This is a genomic window from Streptomyces phaeolivaceus, assembly GCF_009184865.1.
In the GTDB taxonomy this organism is placed as follows: Bacteria; Actinomycetota; Actinomycetes; order Streptomycetales; family Streptomycetaceae; genus Streptomyces; species Streptomyces phaeolivaceus.
The window spans coordinates 9,294,559-9,316,939 of the sequence record NZ_CP045096.1; the positions used below are offsets into that span (position 1 = coordinate 9,294,559).

A 22,381-nucleotide genomic window follows, 5' to 3' on the forward strand; every position below is an offset into this window, starting at 1 on the left:
GCCGTGGGGTGGCGCGGCGTCGACGCACCCGCCGGCGACCGCCCGTTCGCGCGCGAGCGGCCCGGACGCCGAAGGCGTGACTGCCGGGCGAGGCCGACCGCCGCCTTCACCGTGCACCACGTTACTCTCGCTGAATGAAAGTCACTTTCGAATCAGACAGACGGTACACAGGCCGCGGTTCGTGGGTCAACGGTGCGGACGGGGGCTGTTGAGGCCTGTTGCGGACGGCGAACAGCGGAAGGGGCGGACAGACGAAGCGATCGCCGGTGGCCCGAAGGCCACCGGCGATCGCTGTCACCACGCTGGTCGTGTACTGCTCACTCACTCATGGTCGGCAACCGTGTGTCCTCTCAGACGAGCACCTGTACGACAGTCCGTAGCCCCGACGGAACAGAGGGCGGACGGTGTCGTCCGGTACGTCTTCGAGCTGCGCCTCCACGGCCGCCATGGAGGAGGGCAGTTCGAAGGGGAGACGGCCGGCGGGCGAGCGCTCGCCGAACAGCGTCTGCAGCAGGACGGCGTCCGACACTCCGTAGTTGGCCAGGATCGCGTCGGAGTGTTTCATGACATCGGTGAGGACGAGCGGCCGGTCCAACTTGGGCACGGCCACGGTCGGCACGCCCGCCGCGTGTGCCGCCTTCAGCGCCGTGAAATCGCCCTCCGTGCCGGTGAAGTCGAGGCCGGTCAGATCGGCCCCGCTGGCCGGGTCGGTCAGCCGGACGATCGCCAGGTCGGCCTCGGCCGGGTCGCTCGTCACCGTCAGGCCACGGGCTTCGGCGCTCTGGGCGGAGACGCCGTGCAGATAGACGGTGCGCACCTTGCCCGCGCGGACGGGCAGCAGGCGCCGCTCATTGCGCAGGAGGGTCAATGACCTGCCCTGTGCGTCGTCACCGACCCGCTGGAACGCCTCGCCGCCCACCAGCGCCTCGGCTGCCACAGGGTCCACATAGGGGTTCTCGAACAGACCGAGCTGGAACTTCTGCAGCAGGATCCGGTAGGCGGCCTGGTCCACGCGTTGCTCGCTCAGCAGACCCCGCCGGACCGCCTCGACGATATGGGCGGGTTGGTTGGAGCCGCCGATCTGGTCCACGCCCGCGTTGACGGCCAGAGCGAATCGCTCCACGATCGTCCGTTCCTCCACCCCCCAGGGCATCCCCACTCCCCACGGGCCGACGAACGATGCCGGAGGACGGTTGTCCCGGCACACCTGGGGGCAGTCCCCGGTGATGGCCCAGTCCGAGAGGACCACTCCGTCGAAGTCGTAGCGCCCGCGCAACAGATCCTTCAGAAGGTAGCTGTTGAAGCCCGCGCCGACCTGCGGGACCTTCTTTCCCTGGTGGACCAGGTCCTTGAGGATCGAGTAGGTCGGCATGACCCCGGAGGTCCCGGCGTCGAACGCTCCGGTGAACGGCGTCAGATGAGCGTTGAAGTTCCCACCGGGGAAGGTGGCGTAGCGGCCGTAGTAGTAGTGGCTGTCGTAGCCGTTCTCCTGCGCGCCGTAACCCGCCCAGTGCTTGGTGACCGTGGCCACGCTCCTGCCGCGCAACCCGGTGGACCCGGCCTGCATGCCCTCCACATAGGCCCGGACCTGCCTCTTCGCCTGGTGGGGGTCGGAGCCGAAGGTGCCGTTGATCCGGCCCCAGCGGGGCTCGGTGGCGATGTCGGCCTGGGGCGACAGGCTCTCGGTGATCCCTACGGCTCGGTACTCCTGGCGGATGATGTCGCCAAGGCGCCGGGTCAGCGCGGGGTCGTCGGCCGCCGTCATACCGGGAAAGTCGGGAAGGGCGGTGGTGCCGTTACGGGCGACGGTCTGTCCGTCGGCCACGGCGAACCCGTTGCGAGGGTCGGTGGAGATCACCGCGGGGATGCCCAACGGCTGCCGTTCGGCGAGTTCCTGGACGGAGTTGCTCGCGGCGGCCACCCTGTCCGGCGGGGCCGACAGACGGGTGATGAACGTGGTCACCGAGTTGTCGGCGACGAGCGGTGTCAGCGTGGTGAGGTTGTAGCCCTGCCCCGAGACCGGCAGGGTCCCGTGGACCATGAGACCGGCCTTCTGCGGCAGCGCCATTCTGCCCAGCAGGTCCTTGGCGCGACGCTCGGGTGAGCGGCGCCAGTCCTCGTACGGCGTGAGCGTGCCGTTGCGGTCGAGGTCGCGGAAGCGCAGGCCGTCCACCGTGATGACGGGTGCGCTCCTGGAGCCGATTTCGGGTTGCCGGTGCTCATGTGCGGTGGCGGAAGCCGGGGGAACTAAGCCGGCCAGGACGGCGGCCAATGCCAGGATCTTCACAGACGTGTCTCCTCAGCCGGAGGGAAGCGACAGGCGATGACTATCATCATTACTACCTCGGTAGGTAGTAGGAGGACACAAATGGATCGGGACATCGTCGGCCAGTTGGTGAGCCTCGGGTTCTCCCAGTACGAGGCTCGGGCCTACATCGGGCTGATCGGCCAGGAACCGATGACCGGGTATGCGCTGGGCAATCTCACCCAGGTGCCGCAGCCGAAGGTCTACGAGACACTGCGCCGACTGGCGGACAAGCGTGCTGTCATCCAGATCGGCTCCGATCCCGCCAGGTTCGTCGCCGTACCGCCCGATCACCTGCTGTCCCAGTTGGACGGCGACTTCCGCCGTCGGCTTGCCGAGGCGAAGGCGGGGCTCGCCGAGATCGGGCGAAACCACGGCGAGGAAGAGTTGCGCGTACTGCGCACGCTGCGTACCTGGTCGGCGATCGAACGGCGTGCGGTCGCCCTGATCGACGCCGCCGAACGACACGTCAGCCTCTCCACGCACAGCGATCAGATCGCCGGGATCGAATCCGCGGCGCGACGAGCCGATGTGCGAGGCGTCCGGCTGCATGTGCTCTGTCTGGGAGGCCTCGGTCTGGAACTGTCCCGCGGGCAAGTGCGCAGCCATGACGGCGTGTTCGAACCCGACCGTCAGGCACGCAAGTTCGCGGTCGCCGCCGATGACCGGCACGCGTTGTGGGCGCGAGCCGCCGATGGTGTCCGCTGGGAGTGCATGGCCGCCTCCGACCCTCTGCTGGCGGCGGTGGTCTCCGACCATGTCCGGCACGAACTGCGCCTTCAGGCCGTCGCGGCGGACTTCGGGCCGGAACTGGAAGCCCGGTACGGGCCGGGTCTGGGCGGCCTCCTCGCGCCGGGCACCGCGTAGCCGCGCCGTTCCTCGCAGGAGACAGGCGTTGATGGTGGGCGCCGACCGGTGGGCGGAGCCATGTCCTCGAAACGCACGCCCTCTGACTCCGTCGCTCTAGTACCTACTACGGTAGTTAATGTGATACACCGATGTCCGCGAGTCTCCCGCGGCCTGAAAGGGGTCGGTGTGTCACGCCATCGCCTGTCAAGAGTGCTCCTCTCCGCAGTACTGCTCCTCGGAGCGGGCATCACCATGAGTTCACCCACCGCCGCGGCCCAGACGCCGAAGCCGCGCCCCGGACCGGAGATCGTTCACACCGGGTCCGGCCCGACCGGTTATTCCGTCACCTTCCGGTTCGACGCCCCGGCAGCCGCGAAGGTGCAGATCTTCGGCCAGTGGCTGTTCAGCGACGCCGTGCACTCCACCCTGACCAGCAGCGCCGGATGGACTCCGGCGCAATGGAAACCAGGAGCGTTTCCGTCCTACCGCCCCAACCAGCCTCCTCTGTGGTCGCTCAGCGACATGGTGCGCGGCACGGACGGCACGTGGTCCACGACGCTGCCGCTGCCATCGGGCACCTTCAACTACGGCTTCTTCGTGAACTGCGACTCCCCGGTCCTCACCGGCTGCACCCGCCTCCAGGACCCGGCCAATCCGACCTGGTCCGGCCCTCTCACCTACAGCCAGGTCTACGTTCCCTCCGACCCACGTTTCGGTACGGAGGATCTCTCCTGGCAGGCTCCCCGCCGTAAGGACACCGGCAAGCTGAGGGTGATCACGTATCCCTCACCGGCGTCCACCTCTCCGCCGGGACAGCATGACGCGGTGGTCTACACGCCTCCCGGTTACGACCCCGACCGCCGCACGCCCTACCCCACGCTCTACCTCAGCCACGGGATGGGGGACGACGAACTCGCCTGGAGCACCCAAGGGGCCGCCAACCGGATCCTGGACAATCTCTATGCCGACGACAAGGTTCAACCCATGGTCGTCGTGATGACCGACTTCAACGGCCTTGGCGGATGCGGCGGTTCGGCCGTCGAGTGCTACCGCTCCGATGTGCTCGACAGCGTCATCCCGTTCGTCGAGGACAACTTCCATGTCTCGGACCGGCCCGAGGACCGCGCCTTCGCAGGGCTGTCCGCCGGCGGACAACGAGCCAACGACCTTCTCTTCAACGCGACCGAGGAGTTCGGCTACTTCGGCAGCTGGAGTCTGGGGGGAGCGGGTGCCCCGCCGGTCGCCGACTCCCGATGGCAGAACCCCGCTCTGCGGACCCGGCTCGGGCTGCATGTGGGCGGTGGCCGCTTCGACGCGTCCCACATGAGCCAGGGGCAGGCCATGGCCTACCAGTCGAATCTGGAGGCCAACGACATTCCGTTCGTCGAGACGACTCTCGACGGGGTCCATTCCTGGGACGTCTGGCGCAGGCTGCTCCGCACCTTCGTCACCGAGGTCGCCTTCAAGACCACCCACACCACTCTGAGCCTCAAGGAACCCACCGACGAGGGCAAGAAGCGACGCACGGCCGTGGCCGACGTCGGCGCGGCGACCGGCCAGCCCACCCCACCGACCGGGCACGTCCGTTTCTACCTGGACGGCGTGGGCGCCGGGCACGAGATCGGCACCCCACAACGGGTGCACAAGGACGGGACGGCGGACCTCTCGCATCTGCCTCGTCTGCCTGCCGGATCGCACACCGTCACCGCCGTGTACAGCGGGGACGATCTGTACAGGGCAAGCACGTCGGTAGCCGTATCCATCGACTGAAACCCTCGGGAAACCGGCTGGACGGCACGGCCGAGTGGCAGAACCGGCCCCTCGGCCGCAGGAGGTGGATCATGCTCGGGAAGGCCCCACCCAACGCCTTCCAGATCGCCTTCGAGGGTCGCCTGACCCCGAGCAGCAACTGACCACCCAACAACCAGGGTCAACCGCTGAATTGGCACACTCCGAAGCGGGTCAGGACAGGGCGGGTCAGGACAGGTAGGCGAGTTGCTTGAGCCGGACGACCGCCTCAGCGATCGGGACCGAGCGGAGCTGCTGGTCGGGGACTGACTCGATGGCGGCGCGGGTCTCGCGCTCCAGCCGCTCGGCAGGGCTCGGCGGCGCGGAAGACGGCTGGCACGCCGGCCTGCTCGATTGACCGCCGGTGCCTGTGGCGTCGTGGAGGCGCGTACTCGGACGAACGTAGAAGGCAGCGTATGGGCGGTTCGTGTTCGCCCTTTGGGGTCGGCCCGCGGGCAGCTGCCGGTTCTCCGCCACCGCCCGCTCATCCCGTCGCCCAGAGGCGCAGGGTGTGATCGTCGCCCGAGGTCACCACCCGGTCTCCGGTCGGGTTGAACACGAGGGAGTTGATCCCACCGACGTGGCCATGGTGAGGGACGGCGGAGGTCGGGTCGGACCCGGCGTCCCACAACCACAGGACACCGTCGTCGTCGCCTACGGCCAGTTGGGAGGGCTCGGCCGGGTTGAAGGCCACAGCGGTGGCCCAGCGGATGTCCGGTACCGGGAGCGGGATTTCGTCGGGGAGGCTCCAGAGGTGCAGTTTGCCTGTCTTGCCGACAGCGGCGAGATTGCGGGCGTCCTCGCTGAAGCCGAGCGAGGTGGCGTTCCCGTAGCTCATGAGGGTCAGGGACGCGTCCTTGCCGAGGAGCGTGGATGTCCTGCCCCGGTTGTTCGGGGCGTCGAGGATCACGGAGCCTTCCTCACCCATCACGGCCAGAGCCCCGGCGGGGTCGAACGCCAGTCCCGCCAGCGTCGCGTAATCCAGGAGTTCGGTGTCGTAGGCCAACTGCTTGTATCGCCCATAACGGCCTTGGTGCCAGGTCCATGAATGAAGCACGGCCTCCTCGTCGCCCGCGACGAGGAGCCGCTCTCCGGGGCGGAAGGCGATCGTCAGGATGTCGGCGCCGTCGCTCTCGATGGGCAGTTTTCTCCAGACGCCGTCCCGCACACTCCATGTCAGCACCCTCCCCGTATCGGTGCCCACGGCGAGAAGCTCGTCACGGTCGTCGCCGGCGATGGCGGTGATTCTCTGCCTGCCCGAGAGAGGAAGGTCCCGCAGCGCGTTCCCCTTCGCGGTCCAGACGCGCATCCCGCCCTTCTCGTCCCCGCTGACGATCCGGCGTCCGCCGGCGAACCAGGCCACCGGTCCCACCGGAGCGCCATGTCCGTCGAGGACGGCCCTGCTGTCGTCCTTCGGGAGGGAGATCCCGGTGATCAGGGCGGCCGAGGTGGCGACTCCCGCTCCCAGGATCAGCCGACGGCTGACCCCGGGGCCAGCTGCCGGGCGGGCCGCACCGGTTCGGTCGGAGGGCGGCCTCGTACGCGCGGCGAGTGTCTCCTGCAGCCGGACATGACGGAACTGGTAGACGCTGCCCGACTGACGCAGTAGTTCCCGCTCGCGGGCGTCGGCGAGGAAGGCCATCAGCCGCCACGGCAGTCGGCCCCGTGCCGCGAGACACAGTCGGGTGACGACGAAGCGTGGCCAGGCGCGGGTGAGGAGGACCAGCAGCCCGAACGCCGCCGCCGGCAGCAGCATGGCCGGCCCGAGGATCAGCCGGTGAGGGTCCTCCTCGAAGTGGCCGAGCATCGCCTTCGCGCTGTCACGGGCGAGACTGCCGGGGTCGGAGGTGCCAGGCCGGCCCGCCCAGCCCGTGACGACCCGGAAGACGAGCCGTCCTGTGAAGTCCCCCGCGGTCCAGCCGATGAGCCCCGTGGCACCCACCACCCCTCCGGACACCACCGCCCCCACCACGGAGGAACGGCGGTCGTGCATGAGGGAGTGCAGAGGGCCGACCTGAGCCGTTGCTCGGGCCGGTGGAGCCTCCAGCCACTGCTGGGCGGCGAGCGCGAGACCGATGACGGTGGCCAGCGCGGCACAGATCATGCCCATCCGGAAGTAGAGCTCGATGGCGTACAGCGACCATGAACTGCCCTCCGCCGTAATGGCGATGACGATCGTGGCCCCCACAATGAGTGGAGCGACGGACACGGCGGTCAGTACCGCACCATTGCGGAACCCTCGTCCCAACCGTGCCCAGGAGCCGCGAACCGCCAGCGACAGACGGCCGGGAGCACGGTTGGGGTTGGCGTAACACACGATCGTCGCCAGAACCGCGAAACCTCCGCCGATCACCGCGGAGAAGGACGGGATGTTGTTGCCGACCGAGCCCACGTCAACGCCGTAGGCGACCCTCCCCCAGAGCGCCGACGCGATCGTCAGCAGGAGCCCGGCCCCGATCCCGATGCCAGGGACCACCCACCGCGACAGCAGACGCTCGCTCATCCGCCACCACGCGAGGTCGCGTTCCCGGTGGTCGTGCAGATAGCCCGCCAGGAACGTCAGCCAGCGGCGGGCTTGTTCGGCCGTCCATCCGAGGTCGGGCCCGGCGGCACCGGAGGGGTCACCTGCAGCGGTCGGGGCGGAGGCATAGGCCGCATCGACCAGCCGATCGGTCAGATGCTCCTCCACCGCGTACCGGCAGTCGAACCTGACCGTGTCCAGCAGTTCGGCGGGATCACCCCCGTGCTGGTAGACGAGCCGCGCGGTGGAGATCATCAGCGGGGTCGACAGGGCCTGTGCGAGAGCGCTGTCCGGTTCGGCTTCCAGCCGGGCGAGGAGCCCGTCCCAGGCGTTCGCGCCCATAGTGGCAGGCCAGTCCATGTCCTGGAGGTAGGCGATGACGTCCTCGGCCCCGACGGGCTGGACCTCCACCACAGGAGCCCGGCGGAGCACCGGCGCACCGCCCCGGATCAGATCCTCGTACTCGGCGGCCCGACACGTGACGACGATCGGCCTCTCCGTGCCGATGGCCTGGTTGGCCGTCCGGACGGCTGAACGGCGGGCCGCCTCCGGGATCTCGTCGAGGCCGTCGAGCACGGGCAGCAGCAGTCCGTGGTCGAGCAGCAGACGCGGGATCTCCGTCCGGCCGTTGTAGTACGCGGAGGCCAGTGTCTGAACGGTCCAGCCGTCGAGCGATTCGCGCACAGGGTCCCAGGAGGAGGCCGGCAGGAGCACCGGGACCGCGCCGCCCTGCTCGCGCTCGGCCAGCAGCCCCAGCGTCAGCAGCAGCGCGACGACCGTCTTGCCCGCCCCCGGCTCACCGAGGATGACCAGCCGCCGGTTCGGCAGACGCTCGAAGCCCTGGGCGAGCTGACGCGTCACCTGGTCGAATCTGCCGTCGAACCGGCCGCTCAGACGCATCCGCAGCACCCGTGCCGCATTCACCGCACCCGGCTCGGTGAGCGAACCCGGTCCGAGCCGGTCGGCGACGTTGCGGGAAGTCGCCGACCAGGCCAGCGGCAGCACCCGGGGATTGCGCAGCCTGCGCCCCTCCGCCTCTTCCAGCCACTGCGCTCGAAGGGTCAGTGCCAGGTTGTCCGCCAGCGCGGCGGGATCGGGCGGGGTCTCGTCGTGGCGGAAGTAGTCGGCCAGGGCCACGGCCAGCGACGCGATACCGACGAAAAGGCTCGCCACACCCGCCCGGCCGTTGGCGGCGTTGACGTTCTCCGCGGTCAGCATCGACACGGCCAGGACGATGAACAACACCGCCGCGCCCGCCAGCAGACCGTTCCGGACCAGACGCCGCCGAGACGGTCGTGACCGTCGCGAAGAGTTCCATCTCACGAGGCCATGGTCCGGCGCTGACTTCCCTCAAGTGGGCCGTACACATGGATACAACCCGAAAGCCTTACCCCCTGAACGTGACCTTGTCGACCCACCGCTTCGGCCCGAGCGGACAACGGCCCTATGAGCCTGGGCGCACAGTCTCGCCCACCTGTCATACGGGCAGGGGCGGACAAGGGATGTCCGCCTAGTACTGCAACCGCATCTGCGGGTTGTGGCCTCGGCGTTTGTAGTGGGAGCGGCGGGCACGGGCCTGGCTGCGTCGTCGGAAGCGTGACCAGTGCAGATGATGGTCGTTGCTGTGGTGGCGGGGCGTGACGATGATGTGGCCGATCAGTCGGCGGATCTCCGGGACGCTGAGGGGTATGAGGTCTTGCTCGTCGTCCGCTCCGCCCCTTTTGCGGCTTCTGCGGCGCGGACGGCGGTCAGGTAGGCGAGGGCGGCCATGGCCAGGGTGATGTGGCGGTACCAGGCCCGGTAGAGCCTCACCTGGTAGTGGTCCAGGCCGCACTCGCCCTTGGCGGTCTGGAAGCACTCCTCCACCGCCCACCTCGCGGCGGCTACCTTGACCAGGTCTTTCAGCCGGGAGGCCACCGATCCGTAGCAGACGTAGTAGGCGATCTCGGTGGGGTCGCTGATGCTGCGGCGGGCCAGAACCCAGTGCCCGAAGCCGTTCTCCCAGTACGGGCGGATTTCGCCGTGCGCGCCCTGGCCCCCGGAAACCCGCTTCCACGCTTGCCTGGGCAGGGCGGCGACCAACTGGTCCACCCTGGCGTCGCCGCCGTCCGCCGTGGTCACGGTGTCGTTGACCTTGGTGGCCAGTACGTGCGCGATCCTGCGTTCCTCCAGCCATACCCGCAGGTGCTTGACCTGCCCGTATGCCTCGTCAGCGGTGACCCACGCGAACGGGATGCCTGCGTCGACGGCACGTTGCAGCATCCACTTGCAGTGCTCATTCTTGGTCGCGAAGGGGATCTCGTCGTCGATCCCGGCTGCGCGGCAGCGCTCACGGTCATCCGTCCAGGAAACGGGGATGTAGAGCTCACGGTCGATCAATGCCCGCCCCCTGGCGGAGGCGTAGGCCAGGAAGGTCCCGATCTGGCAGTTCTCCGTGCGGCCGGCGGTACCTGTGTACTGCCGCTGGACTCCGGCGGACTTGGTGCCCTTCTTCAGGAAACCGGTGTCGTCGCAGATCAGGACCGCGTTCTTGGCTCCGATGGTCTCCACGACGAAGTCGCGCACATCGTCGCGGACCGCGTTCTCGTCCCAGTCGGAGTGGTTGAGCAGGCGCTGGACGCCGTCCGGGCGGAGCTGCCCGACCTGCTCGGACAGCGTCCACCCGTTCTTCTTCTCCAGCGGCGCGACGAGTCCGTTCAGGTAGTCCAGCGCCCGCTCGCGGGGCTCCGACCTGCCGAAACGGTGGGCGAACCGGGCATGGAGCCCGGCCACCCCCTCGGACCACGACTCGACCTGCTCAACCGTCAGCGCATCAGCACACAGTCATACCAACGAGACCGCCGACCATCCGTCACGCCAGATGCGGTTGCAGTACTAGGACTCGACGCGGGTCAGCGCCCACATGGAGACGGTGTCGGACGTTCGGTTCCCGGCGAGCGAGCACGTCGGCGACGGCTACCGCCTGGCCTCTCGGCCACGCCCGCGCGCCGCCGGCACCACCGTCTCGTTCAGCTCCCGCACACCTTCCGGTACGCCGCCTCCAGCATGTACATCCCCACTGCGCCCCGGTCAGGTTCGAGGACCGTGCTCTCTCGCAGACCTGGGCGACCGCTCGCTCCGGGGCGACCGCGTAGCGCTGCAGGGGCACGTGCGCCCCGCCGGGGGTGGGCAGCGGACTACTCAGGGGCTGTCGCATGACCGTGTCCCAAGGCTGCGGCGTGCCCATGTCGCCGCCGACCACCGTCTCAAGACCAGCGCCTGCCCGAGCAGCACCTGGTGCGTCGGCACTCCTGCGTACCGGCATCGTGCGGAGTTGGCCGGCGGCTCCCGCGCCGAGTCATGGCCGCCCGATATTTGCCGCAGCGTGGGGAGGAAAAGCTGTCTCCACACTCTCCTCACCCCGTTCGACGAGCCGCCGGAAACAAACCTTCACCTGCTCGGCGTTGTTGATCTCCTAGTCGAAGAGGGGAAGGGGCCGTGCCTCAAGGCGGCGTTGGGTGGGTTTTGCCTGTGATCGTGTTCGGTTTTCTGAAGGCGGCGTTGCCGGGGAGTGTGGTTCTGGGCTGGGGGATCGGCTGACCCTGGCGCCTTGTGGCTGCTGCTTGAGGTCAGAGTGCTTGGGCGGGCCGGAATTCTTTTGGTCGGAGATCGGGGCATAAGGCTAGAGAATCTCTTGCTGTTCTAGCCACTTGAGGACCTCGTGCTTCTTGTACAGAACCTTGGAGTTTCTTCCACGGCCCAGCTTGTATCCCTTCAGTCCAAGCTTCGAAGCCTCTCTGTAGACCCAACTCGTGGACATGCTGAGCATACGCGCCACCTCGGATGTCTCGATGAGCACAGGTTCCACTGAGCGGTGAGGGAGTTGTGGAGTGGCTCGGAGCGGCACTTCGACTGGGTCATTCTGGGGCCTCACGAGTGGCTTGCTCCTTGCTCTCGACCGAAAAGTACGGTGGTGCGTTTCCGTTTTGCTTTGGTCGAATATCGAATGGATGGCGTCCGGTGCGTGAAATTGCCACGCAGGGCCGTCGTGGCGAAACAATGGTCTGTGAAATCGCCGGTTTGGCCAACCGGTGACCATGCGCTATGTTGCGCGCTCTGACGCGGACGAGGCGCTGTGTGGGCCTGAAGACGAAGTGGTGCCTCACTGTGTCGATCGTCACGAGAGTTTTCGCGGTCGTTGCGTACGCTGGCCTCGGCCGCATGTAAGGGCAGCCTGCAGGGCGGAGTCGGCTCAGGGCGCTTCTCCGTCTGGACTGATGAACCGTCAGGAAGTCAGGCGTCTGGTCAGTATGAGTCCTGAGAAACCCTGTGGAAGCTGCTCGAACATGCGACTGTTTGAACGGTGCATAAATAGCCCTTGACCTGCAAGAACGCAGGCAGGGAGCCTACCTGCGGGAGTACACCGATGTTGCGTACCATGTTCAAATCCAAGATCCACCGAGCCACGGTCACCCAGGCCGACCTGCACTACGTCGGGTCCGTGACCATCGACGCCGACCTGCTCGACGCCGCCGATCTGCTGCCGGGCGAGCTGGTGCACATCGTCGACATCACCAACGGCGCCCGCCTGGAGACCTACGTCATCGAGGGCGAGCGCGGTTCCGGGGTTGTCGGGATCAACGGTGCCGCGGCCCATCTCGTCCATCCCGGAGACCTGGTGATCATCATCAGTTACGCTCAGGTCCCCGACGCCGAGGCCCGCGCCCTGAAGCCCCGGGTCGTGCACGTGGACAGCGGGAACCGGATCGTGGCCCTGGGTTCGGACGCCTCCGAGCCGGTGCCGGGCTCGGACCAGCGGCGCAGCCCGCGGGCCGTCACCGTCTGAGCCCGCGCGGGCCGCCCGGCGTCCACGATCCGCACGCGAGGAGTGCCATGAGCGACGTACAGATCCGCGACGACCGGGCGGCCGGCCGCCTGGAGGCCTTCGCCGGCGACGAACTGGCCGGTCACATCCAGTACTTCGTCCTCGAATCCCCGCGCCGCGCGCTCGTCCCGGTCCATACGATCGTCGAGCCCGCGCACGAGGGACAGGGCGTCGCGGGTTCACTGGCCCGCGAGTTGTACGGCATCGCCGCCCGCGAGGGCGTCGTCGTCGCACCCCTGTGCCCGTACGTCGTCAGGTGGGCCGAACGGCACCCCGAGGAGGCCCCGGCCGTCGACCCGGAGCTGCTGCGGGCCGCGAAGGACTGGCTGATCGCCCACCCCGAGGGTTTCTGAGGAACCCGGCGGCGAGGACGGTCACGGCGGCCCGGCCGACCGGGTGAGTGGCCGCGCGGCCGACGGGTACCCGTGGCACCGGCCCATGGACCGACGTACCCCATGGCTGGAGGACGCGATGACCTACCCCGACCGGGACCCCGTGCACCCGGGCCCCACCCCGGGACCGGGCCCCGACCGCCCGGAACCCTTCCCGCCGCCCCCGTTCCCCGACCCCGCCCCCGCCCCGGATCCCCGCCCCGTCCCGGAACCGGACCCCGTCCCCAACCCCCCGGGCCCGGACCCGACCCCGGGCGAACCGAGCCCGGGTCCGCTGTCATAGCAGAGCGGCGACCCACATGACTGCGGCCCGGCGTGAACTTCTCACGCCGGGCCACATCAACGAACCTCAGGGGCGCGGGGCTGTGACATATGCGGCTCCGCCGCGTGGGCGCGACCGGCCACAACCACCCGCAGCCGCCGACCGATCAGCACCCCTACCCCCTGAAGGCGCCCTCAGGCCTCGATCTCACCCCGCCCCTGCCCCCACAGCGTGTGGAACGACCCCTCCCGGTCCACCCTCCGGTACGTGTGCGCCCCGAAGAAGTCCCGCTGCCCCTGTGTGAGCGCCGCGGGCAACCGCTCCGCACGCAACGCGTCGTAGTACGCCAGCGCCGCCGCGAACCCGGGCGTCGGCACACCCTGACGCGTCGCGGCGACCAGCACCTCGCGCCAGTCGTCCTGCGCCGCCGCGATCTCCTGGGCGAACGCGTCGTCGGAGAGCAGGCTCGGCAGGTCGGGCCGGGCGTCGTACGCGGCCCGGATCCGGTCGAGGAAGGCCGCGCGGATGATGCAGCCGCCCCGCCAGATCGAGGCGACCTTGCCGAGGTCGATGTTCCAGTCGTACTCGTCGCGGGCGGCGTCGATCTCGTGGAAGCCCTGGGTGTACGACACGATCTTGGAGGCGTACAGCGCCTGCTCGACCCGGTCGGCGAAGGCGCCGGCCTCGGCCGCGCTGAGCGGCGTGGCCTTGGGGCCGGCCAGCGAGCGGGACGCGTCGCGCAGCGCGGCGTGGCCCGACAGGGAGCGCGCGAAGACGGCCTCGGCGATACCGGAGACCGGAACTCCCAGGTCCAGCGCGATCTGCACGGTCCAGCGGCCGGTGCCCTTCTGCTCGGCCTGGTCGACGACGACGTCCACGAAGGGCTTGCCGGTGGCCGCGTCCACGTGCGCCAGCACCTCGGCGGTGATCTCGATCAGGTAGGAGTCGAGACGGCCGGTGTTCCAGGTGCGGAAGATCTCGGCGATCTGCGCGGGCGTGTAGCCGGCGACATCGCGCAGCAGCTGGTACGCCTCGCCGATCAGCTGCATGTCGGCGTACTCGATGCCGTTGTGGACCATCTTCACGAAGTGCCCGGCGCCGTCGGGACCGACGTGCGTGACACAGGGCGCCCCGTCGGCGGCCTTCGCGGAGATCTTCTCCAGCATCGGGCCGAGGGAGTCGTACGACTCGACCGGGCCGCCCGGCATGATGCTCGGCCCGTTGAGCGCGCCCTCCTCACCGCCGGAGATGCCGGCGCCGACGAAGTGGATGCCCTGCTCGCGCAGCGCGGCCTCACGGCGGCGGGTGTCGGCGAAGTGCGCGTTGCCACCGTCGATGATCATGTCGCCGGGCTCCAGGAGCGGCGCGAACTCCTCGATCACCGCGTCCGTCGGCCCGCCCGCCTTCACCATGACGACCAGGCGCCGGGGCCGCTCCAGCGCCTGCACGAAGTCCTTTGCGGTCTCGGCCGCGATGAAGTCGCCCTCGTGCCCGTGCTCCTCGATCAGCGCGTGGGTCTTCGCCGCGGAGCGGTTGTGGACGGCGACCGTGTAGCCGTTGCGGGCGAAGTTGCGGGCGAGGTTGCTCCCCATGACCGCGAGGCCGGTGACGCCGATCTGGGCTGAAGTGCTCATACGGTTGGCTCCTATGGATCCTGATATCGGTGGTGCCGTTCCTGCCCGCCAGTATTGTCCTTCCGGCCATCCTGACGTGCACCGGCCCCGTCCGCACTGCGCGGCCTGCCGGGCTTGAGTACGCGGGAAGGGCCCTACCTGCCTCAATGGGGAGCGCAACCCGGGTGTTTGTGCGCCGTCGCTTGTCACGCGCGCGCCGGAGGGGGGCACTTACGCGCCGGAGCAGGGCGCTAACCCGCCACTCGCGGGACGGGAGCGGCTGATTTTTCGTCTTGTCATGGCCGGTTCGTGGCGCTTACTTTTGCGGCTCATGGCATAGGCGAGGGGGCTCTTCCATGGCCGTACGCGGTCGGCACCGTCGGTACCAGCCGAACAGGATCAATCGCGCCTCACTCACCGTCACGGCGGGCGGCGCCGGGATGGCGCTCCCGCTCATCGGCACCGGGGTCGCGGAAGCGGCCGATGTCGAGACCTGGGACAAGGTCGCGGCCTGCGAGTCCACCAACGACTGGAACATCAACTCCGGGAACGGCTACTACGGCGGTCTCCAGTTCAGCCAGTCCACCTGGGAGGCCTACGGCGGCACCGCCTACGCCGCCCGCGCGGACCTGGCCACCAAGGAACAGCAGATCGCGATAGCCGAGAAGGTCCTCGACGGACAGGGCCCCGGCGCCTGGCCGGTGTGCTCGCAGCGCGCGGGGCTCACCCGCGGCGGCGGGCCCGCCCGCCAGATCGAGGACGTGAAACCGCAGACCACGCCGCAGTCGCAGGCCGGCAAGGTCGAGATGTACACGGTGGTCCGGGGCGACACCCTGTCCGAGATCGCCGACGCGGAGGACGTCCGGGGCGGTTGGCGCAAGCTCTACGACACCAACCGCAAGGCCATAGGCTCCGACCCGGACGTGATAGTCCCGGGACAGCGGCTGAGCCTCGACACGGCGGGCCAGAAGAAGCAAGAGAAGCAGAAGAAGCAAGAGAAGAAGAAAGTTCAGAAGGAGCAGAAGCAGCAGACGTCCGAGAAGCGGCAGGAGTCGGCGTCCCTCGTCGCCCCGGTCAGCGCCTCCCTCGGTACGCCCTACCGCGCCTCGGGCTCCTCCTGGTCGAAGGGCTACCACACGGGAGCCGACTTCCCGGTGGCGACCGGTACCTCCGTGAAGTCCGTGGCCGCAGGCCAGGTCGTCACCTCGGGCTGGGGCGGCTCCTTCGGCTACCAGGTGGTGATCCGGCACGGCGACGGCCGCTACACGCAGTACGCCCATCTGTCGGCGATCTCCGTGAAGGCCGGCCAGAGCGTGAGCACGGGCCAGCGCATCGGCCGCTCCGGCTCCACCGGAAACAGCTCGGGCCCGCATCTGCACTTCGAGGTGCGGACGGGGCCCGGCTTCGGCAGCGACATCGATCCGATCGCCTATCTGCGGGCGGGCGGGGTCCGGATCTGACACGACGCGGATCTGACCCGATCCGGCGTGGTGCGGGAGGCCCGTCCGGGCCTCCCGCTCAGGATTTCACACGGTCGCGATGCCGGTCGAGGAGTGTCCTGGGCACATACAACTCGCCGTGGAAGGGCTGCAGCAGCAGTTCGGGCGCACCGTCGTCCCCGCTCGCCGCGCTCCTCCCGAGGAACGGAGCCGGGACGACCACCCGCCGGTCCAGGCCGATCGCGTCACCGCCGCCCGTGACCCCCGCGGTCTGCCGCGGAAGCCCCGCGAGCAGCTCCTCCAGGGCCAGGGACTCCCGGTCCCGCCCGGCGACCGGAACCGTGGCGTCCGTGGCGTCCGCGCCGACCGCCTCGGCCCGCTCCAGCTCGGCCCGCTCCGCCTGGGCCTCGTCGCCGAGGCGCTCGGTGGTCAGCAGGATCAGACCGCCCGCCGCGACCACACCGCAGCCAAGAGCCAGGAGGGTGCCGGTCGTGCCGTAGCGGAAGGTCTCGCCGAGCATCGTGATGCCGACCGCGGCGGCCACCACCGGGTTCACCACGGTGAGCGTGGCGAGCGGGGCCGCCAGGCCGCCGCTGCGGTAGGCGGCCTGGGAGAGCAGCAGACCGGCCGTGGCGAAGACGCCTATGACCGCGAGGGTCGGCAGGTCCGAGAGGGTGACGCCGTCCGTCCAGTCGACGGCGACCGTCTTGGTGAAGACCGAGGACATGCCGAACGCGACACCGGAGGCGACCGCCAGCAGGATGCTGCGCACCGCCGGGTGCCGGTACGCGGCGCGCCCCGCCACCATCAGCGCGACCACCGCGCCCCCGCTGACCACGCCCACCAGCACCCGCTGGGCGTTGTCCAGCGACTGAGCGTCGGCGGTGCCGACCAGGGAGAGCAGGCCCGCCAGACCGACCGTCGCCATGATCGCGCCCCGCCAGGCCGTCGCGCCCGCCCGGCGGCCGACGAAGAGTGCCGCCATGGGCAGGGCGAAGACGATGGTCAGCGCGCCCAGCGGTTGCACCAGGCTCAGCGGGCCGTACGCGAGGGCCACCACGTGCAGCAGTCCGCCGAGGCCGTTCAGCCCGACGGCGGCCCACCAGCCCGGCCGGCGCAGCGGCGCGTAGGACTGGCCGGGGGAGGACACCGCGACACGCTCCTGGACGATCGCCCCGCCGGCGTACGCCACCGCGGAGACGAACGACAACAGCACGGACAACGCGAGGGCACTCATGTGCGGCTCCTCAGCGAAGCGCGGGGGCTCCCGGCCCGACGCGGTGAACGCTCGGCTTTCATGATGACCACGATGCCTCGCGGAAGCGTTCGCGTCGTCGTACCTGAGCACTCAATACGTCCTACTGCCGTTGGAGTACGACCGGCCCCACGTCATACCCAAGGTGGGCGACACGGAGTGCGAGGCTCCAGGTGAAGGCGTCCCCCGGCCCTGGTACTACTCGTCCTCGTGGATCACGACCCCGGCCTCACCGCGCTCTCGGCCCTCGGCGGTTTCTTCGTACTACGCACGGGCAGACCGCCGCGGGGCACACCGCCCACCCTCGCGGAGGCCTACGCGGCACGGGATGCCGATGTGGATCGGGAGGTTTACGCGAATCCTGTGATTTTCCGTGTCCGGAAGGTCGCGCGAAGTGTGCGGGCGCCCGAGCCTCGCGTGGCCGCCTCCATCGCCCACCTCGGCCTCGCCGCCCGCCTGTGGTCGGTGGCCCTCGGCGCGGCGGCCCTGTACGGCCGTGTCCCCGACCTCGACCCGCGTCTGCTGCGCTGGGACGCGGACGCGAGCGCTCCGGACGACCTGTGGCTGACCGAGGTACGCGCCCTGCCCGCCGAGCGGATCGGCGAGGTCGTACGGGACGGTCACCTTCTGCCGCTCGCGGCGGCCCTGCGCGCCCAACTGCCCGTCTCCGAGCGGCTGCTGTGGGGGAACGCGGGGTCCGCGCTGAGCGGCGCGGTGCGCCAGATCGACCGCTGGGCCGCCGCCAACGGCCGTACGGAGGTGGCGAGTCGGTCCCGCGCGCTCGCCGCGGACCTGTTCGCGCTCCCCGGCCTGGCGGGCACTCTCGACCCGGTGACGCACCGCCGTCGCAGCTGCTGCCTCTACTACCGGCTGCCCGGCGGCGGGCTGTGCGGCGACTGCTGCTTCGACCGGCCGCCCGGCGCACGCCCTCCACATGGCCCCCGCTCCTGACTTCCGGCGTGCGCCCGCGCGGAATTGTGGTCTTCCCCAACCGACCCTTCTGGGTGACCATGTGGGAACCAGCCGCTGAGACAGGGGGTTCCGGGTGCGAGTCGGCCTGCTGACCCGGGAGTATCCGCCCGACGTCTACGGTGGCGCGGGCGTCCATGTCGAGTTCCTCGCCCATGAGTTGAGGTCCCTGATCGACCTGGACGTGCACTGCTGGGGCGAGGGAGCGGGCGGCGGCGTCGTACGGCACCGGCCCTGGTCCGCGCTCGACGGCGCCAACGACGCGCTGCGCACCTTCTCCGTGGACCTCTCCGTCGCCGCCGGACTCGAAGGCCGCGAACTGGTCCACTCGCACACCTGGTACGCCAATCTCGCCGGCCACCTCGGCAAGCTGCTGCACGGCATCCCGCACGTCATGACCGCCCACTCGCTGGAGCCGCTGCGCCCCTGGAAGGCCGAGCAGCTGGGCGGCGGGTACGCCCTCTCCAGCTGGGCCGAGCGCACGGCGATCGAGTCCGCCGACGCGGTGATCGCCGTCTCCGGCGCCATGCGCGACGACATCCTCGGCTGCTACCCCGCCCTGGACCCGGCGCGGCTGCACGTCGTGCACAACGGCATCGACACCTCCCTGTACCGCCCGGACCACGGCACCGACGTCCTCGACCGGACCGGCGTCGACCCCGGCCGTCCGTACGTCCTGTTCGTGGGCCGGATCACCCGCCAGAAGGGCGTGCCCCACCTGCTGCGCGCCGTCCGGGACATCGACCCGGCCGCGCAGGTCGTGCTCTGCGCCGGCGCACCCGACACCCCGGAGATCGACCAGGAGTTCCGCGACCTCTTCGCGGAGCTGAGCCGGGTGCGCGAGGGCCTGTTCTGGATCCCGCAGATGCTGCCGCGCCCGGATGTCATCCAGCTCCTCACCCACGCCGCCGTGTTCGTCTGCCCGTCGGTGTACGAGCCCCTGGGTATTGTCAACCTGGAGGCCATGGCCTGCGGCACGGCCGTGGTGGCCTCACGGGTCGGCGGCATACCGGAGGTCGTGGAGGACGGCGTCACCGGCCTGCTGGTGCCGACGGACGACGACGATTTCGAAGGCCGGCTGGGCCGCGCTCTCGACTCGGTGCTCGCCGACCCCGTGACGGCCGCTCGTATGGGCGAGGCCGGTCGGGAGCGCGCGGTGCGCGAGTTCGGCTGGGACGCGGTCGCCCGACGGACGGTCCGGCTTTACGAGGAAGTCCTCAAACAGGGGTAGTCAAAGCAAGGTTCGGCACGAGCGGGCGTAGAGGGGCGGCGGTATGCGGCGCGGTGGACCTTCGGTGCTGGGAATCGTACTGGCGGGCGGTGAGGGCAAGAGGCTGATGCCCCTGACCGCCGACCGCGCGAAACCAGCGGTGACCTTCGGCGGGACGTACCGCCTGGTGGATTTCGTTCTCTCCAACCTCGTCAACGCGGACATCCTGCGCATCTGCGTGCTCACGCAGTACAAGTCGCACTCGCTGGACCGGCACATCACCACCACCTGGCGCATGTCGAGTCTGCTGGGCAACTACGTCACCCCGGTCCCGGCCCAGCAGCGGCTGGGCCCGCGCTGGTACCTGGGCAGCGCGGACGCGCTGCTGCAGTCCCTGAACCTGGTGCACGACGAACGGCCGGAGTACGTGGCCGTGTTCGGCGCCGACCACGTCTACCGCATGGACCCCCGCCAGATGCTGGCGCAGCACATCGAGGGCGGCGCGGGTGTGACGGTGGCCGGTATCCGGGTGCCGCGCACGGAGTCGTCGTCCTTCGGGGTGATCACGCCCGGCTCGGACGGCCGTACCGTCGAACGCTTCCTGGAGAAGCCGGCCGACCCGCCGGGCCTGGTCGACGACCCCGAATGCGTGTTCGCCTCGATGGGCAACTACATCTTCACCACCAAGGCCCTGGTGGAGGCGCTCCAGCGGGACGCCGAGGACGAGGACTCCATCCATGACATGGGCGGCTCGATCCTGCCCCAGCTCACCGACCGGGGCGAGGCCCAGCTCTACGACTTCAGCGCCAACCACGTGCCCGGCGAGACCACCCGCGACCAGGGCTACTGGCGGGACGTCGGCACGCTCGACGCCTACTACGACGCCCATATGGACCTGATCGCCGAGCGTCCCGCCTTCAATCTCTTCAACCGCAGCTGGCCCATCTACACCAGTTCCGGCCAGCTCTCCCCGGCCCGGTTCAACGCGGGCGGCATCGCCAGTGAGTCGATCATCAGCGCGGGCTGCCTGATCCGCGGCCAGGTCACCCGGTCCGTCCTCTCGCCGGGTGTCGTCGTGGACCCGGGCGCGGTGGTCCAGGGTTCGGTCCTGCACGACAACGTGCACATCGGACGGGGTGCGGTGGTCCGGGGCGCGGTGCTCGACAAGAACGTCCAGGTGCCCCCCGGCGCCACCATCGGAGTCAACCCGGAGCGGGACGCCGAGCTGTACACCGTCTCCCGGGGCGGGGTGATCGCGTTGGGCAAGGGGCAGCAGGTGCCCTAGCCCTTCAGGGTGACCGCTGTGCACACAGATGCCCCATGAGTCCCGCCGCCATCAGGTGGCGGGACCTAATCTGTTGTTAACTGTGCGTAGCTTGATCGTACTTGACCGTAATCGGCCAACAGCGATTGACTGCTGACTCACCCGTCGTCGACGCGAGGCAAGCCCTTGACTTCTGACCTGCTCGCCCCACTCGACCTTGCGTTCTGGAACATCGAGTCCGCCGAACACCCCATGCATCTGGCCGCCCTGGGGGTCTTCACGGCGAACTCGCCCACCGCGGGCGCCCACGCCGCCGAGCTGCTCGCCACACGGGCCGCCGCCGTGCCAGGACTGCGGATGCGGATCCGGGACGTCTGGGTCCCGAACGTACGGCTGCCGCTGGCGTTCGGCGGTGCCACCCGTGAGCCCGTCGCCGACTTCGAGCCCTTCGACCACGTACGGCTGCACGCGCCGACCGCCGACTTCCACACGGTGGCCGGGCGGCTGATGGAGCGCCCGCTGGAGCGCGGCCGGCCGCCGTGGGAGGCGCATGTGCTGCCCGGGGAGGACGGCACCTCCTTCGCCGTCCTCTTCAAGTTCCACCACGCGCTGGCCGACGGGCTGCGGGCGCTGACGCTCGCCGCCGCCGTCATGGACCCCATCGACATGCCCGCGCCCCGGGCACGCCCCGCGGAGCCGCCGCGCGGTCTGCTCGGCGAGGTGCGCAAGCTGCCCGACCGGGTCCGGGGCACCTTCTCCGACCTCGGGCGCGCCCTCGACATCGGCGCGTCCGTCGCCCGCACCACGCTCGACGCGACCCTCGGCGCCCGCTCCTCCGCCGCGCTGACCTCCGAGGCCAGCGGTACCCGTAGTACCGCCGGGGTGCTCGTCGACCTCGACGACGTGCACCGCATCCGCAAGACCGTCGGCGGCACCGTCAACGACGTCCTCATCGCGGTCGTCGCGGGCGCCCTGCGGCGGTGGCTGGACGAGCGCGGGGACGGCAGCGAGGGGGTCGCGCCCCGGGCGCTGATCCCCGTCTCCAAGCGCCGGCCGCGCACGGCGCATCCGCAGGGCAACCGGCTCTCCGGGTATCTGATGAAACTGCCGGTGGACGATCCGGACCCGCTCCGGCGGCTGCGTACGGTCCGTACGGCGATGGACCGCAACAAGGACGCCGGGCCCAACCGGGGGGCGGGCGCGGTGGCCCTCCTCGCCGATCATGTGCTGCCGCTCGGGCACCGGCTCGGGGGGCCGCTGGTCAGCCAGGCCGCGCGTCTGTGGTTCGACATCCTCGTCACCAGCGTCCCACTGCCCAGCCTCGGCCTTCGCCTCGGGGGCTGCCCGCTCGCCGAGATCTATCCGCTGGCCCCGCTCGCCCACGGGCAGTCCCTGGCGGTGGCCGTGTCGACGTACCGGGGCAGCGTCCACTACGGGCTGGTCGCCGACGCGGAGGCCGTCCCGGATCTGGAGCGGCTGTCCCGTGCGGTCACCCGGGAGGTGCGGGAATTGTTGGCGGCGTGTGAGGTGTGACGTGTAGGGGTGTGTTGTCGGGTGCGGGTCCGGTGGGGCTTCTCGCGCGGTTCCCCGCGCCCCTGAAAAGCAGGGGCTCCGCCCCTGCTTTTCGGCCCGAAAGGGCCGTAGGCCCTT

General features: G+C 69.8%; 15 protein-coding genes. 9 read left to right on the forward strand and 6 right to left on the reverse strand.

The features are described 5' to 3' along the window. Window positions 1-325 precede the first annotated feature (325 nt). A complete protein-coding gene (locus F9278_RS42335) occupies window positions 326-2,287 on the reverse strand; it encodes a glycoside hydrolase family 3 protein (RefSeq protein WP_226967175.1) in 1,962 nt (653 codons plus the stop codon). A gap of 81 nt (window positions 2,288-2,368) precedes the next feature. On the opposite strand from F9278_RS42335, the gene F9278_RS42340 reads away from it, so the two are divergent. Further along, window positions 2,369-3,172, forward strand: a complete 804-nt coding sequence (locus tag F9278_RS42340; RefSeq protein ID WP_193241889.1) for a TrmB family transcriptional regulator — start codon at window positions 2,369-2,371, stop codon at window positions 3,170-3,172. A gap of 234 nt (window positions 3,173-3,406) precedes the next feature. Next, complete coding sequence (locus F9278_RS42345; protein ID WP_193241890.1) at window positions 3,407-4,924, forward strand: Ig-like domain repeat protein; 1,518 nt, start codon at window positions 3,407-3,409, stop codon at window positions 4,922-4,924. 502 nt (window positions 4,925-5,426) lie between these two features. On the opposite strand, the gene F9278_RS42350 is transcribed toward F9278_RS42345, so the two are convergent. The 3 genes from F9278_RS42350 to F9278_RS48925 form a co-directional block, all read right to left on the reverse strand. After that, complete coding sequence (locus tag F9278_RS42350) at window positions 5,427-8,786, reverse strand: hypothetical protein (RefSeq protein WP_193241891.1); 3,360 nt, start codon at window positions 8,784-8,786, stop codon at window positions 5,427-5,429. A 333-nt stretch (window positions 8,787-9,119) separates the two neighbouring features. Next, the gene (locus F9278_RS42355; RefSeq protein WP_152173065.1) at window positions 9,120-10,271 is read right to left on the reverse strand and encodes an IS701 family transposase; all 1,152 of its coding nucleotides are present in this window, start codon (window positions 10,269-10,271) and stop codon (window positions 9,120-9,122) included. Between the two features lie 853 nt (window positions 10,272-11,124). Next, the gene (locus F9278_RS48925) at window positions 11,125-11,541 is read right to left on the reverse strand and encodes a helix-turn-helix domain-containing protein (protein ID WP_404818990.1); all 417 of its coding nucleotides are present in this window, start codon (window positions 11,539-11,541) and stop codon (window positions 11,125-11,127) included. 327 nt (window positions 11,542-11,868) lie between these two features. Between F9278_RS48925 and panD the strand changes: the two genes are divergently transcribed. Continuing rightward, window positions 11,869-12,288, forward strand: coding sequence for an aspartate 1-decarboxylase (gene panD, locus F9278_RS42365; RefSeq protein ID WP_152173067.1), 420 nt, complete (start codon window positions 11,869-11,871; stop codon window positions 12,286-12,288). 47 nt (window positions 12,289-12,335) lie between these two features. After that, window positions 12,336-12,680: a GNAT family N-acetyltransferase gene (locus F9278_RS42370; protein WP_152173068.1), complete on the forward strand. Its 345-nt coding sequence runs from the start codon at window positions 12,336-12,338 to the stop codon at window positions 12,678-12,680. A 495-nt stretch (window positions 12,681-13,175) separates the two neighbouring features. Here the strand turns inward: F9278_RS42370 and gndA are convergent, their stop codons facing one another. Further along, window positions 13,176-14,615 (reverse strand): NADP-dependent phosphogluconate dehydrogenase, encoded by a 1,440-nt coding sequence (gene gndA / locus F9278_RS42380; protein WP_152173069.1) that lies wholly within the window; start codon window positions 14,613-14,615, stop codon window positions 13,176-13,178. Between the two features lie 335 nt (window positions 14,616-14,950). Here gndA and F9278_RS42385 point away from each other — a divergent pair, with 335 nt between their 5' ends. Beyond that, window positions 14,951-16,054 carry a transglycosylase family protein gene (locus tag F9278_RS42385; protein ID WP_152173070.1) on the forward strand — a complete coding sequence of 368 codons (1,104 nt, stop codon included), beginning with the start codon at window positions 14,951-14,953 and terminating at the stop codon, window positions 16,052-16,054. 58 nt (window positions 16,055-16,112) lie between these two features. On the opposite strand, the gene F9278_RS42390 is transcribed toward F9278_RS42385, so the two are convergent. Further along, on the reverse strand, window positions 16,113-17,270 hold the full coding sequence (locus F9278_RS42390) for a DMT family transporter (RefSeq protein WP_193241893.1): 1,158 nt from the start codon (window positions 17,268-17,270) through the stop codon (window positions 16,113-16,115). Between the two features lie 228 nt (window positions 17,271-17,498). Between F9278_RS42390 and F9278_RS42395 the strand changes: the two genes are divergently transcribed. From F9278_RS42395 to F9278_RS42410, 4 genes are all read left to right on the forward strand, one after another. Then, complete coding sequence (locus F9278_RS42395) at window positions 17,499-18,239, forward strand: (2Fe-2S)-binding protein (RefSeq protein ID WP_152173072.1); 741 nt, start codon at window positions 17,499-17,501, stop codon at window positions 18,237-18,239. A gap of 94 nt (window positions 18,240-18,333) precedes the next feature. Beyond that, window positions 18,334-19,488 (forward strand): glycogen synthase, encoded by a 1,155-nt coding sequence (gene glgA, locus F9278_RS42400; protein ID WP_152173073.1) that lies wholly within the window; start codon window positions 18,334-18,336, stop codon window positions 19,486-19,488. 43 nt (window positions 19,489-19,531) lie between these two features. Further along, complete coding sequence (glgC, locus tag F9278_RS42405) at window positions 19,532-20,752, forward strand: glucose-1-phosphate adenylyltransferase (RefSeq protein WP_152173074.1); 1,221 nt, start codon at window positions 19,532-19,534, stop codon at window positions 20,750-20,752. Window positions 20,753-20,917: 165 nt separating this feature from the next. Then, window positions 20,918-22,264: a wax ester/triacylglycerol synthase family O-acyltransferase gene (locus tag F9278_RS42410; RefSeq protein ID WP_152173075.1), complete on the forward strand. Its 1,347-nt coding sequence runs from the start codon at window positions 20,918-20,920 to the stop codon at window positions 22,262-22,264. Window positions 22,265-22,381 lie beyond the last annotated feature (117 nt).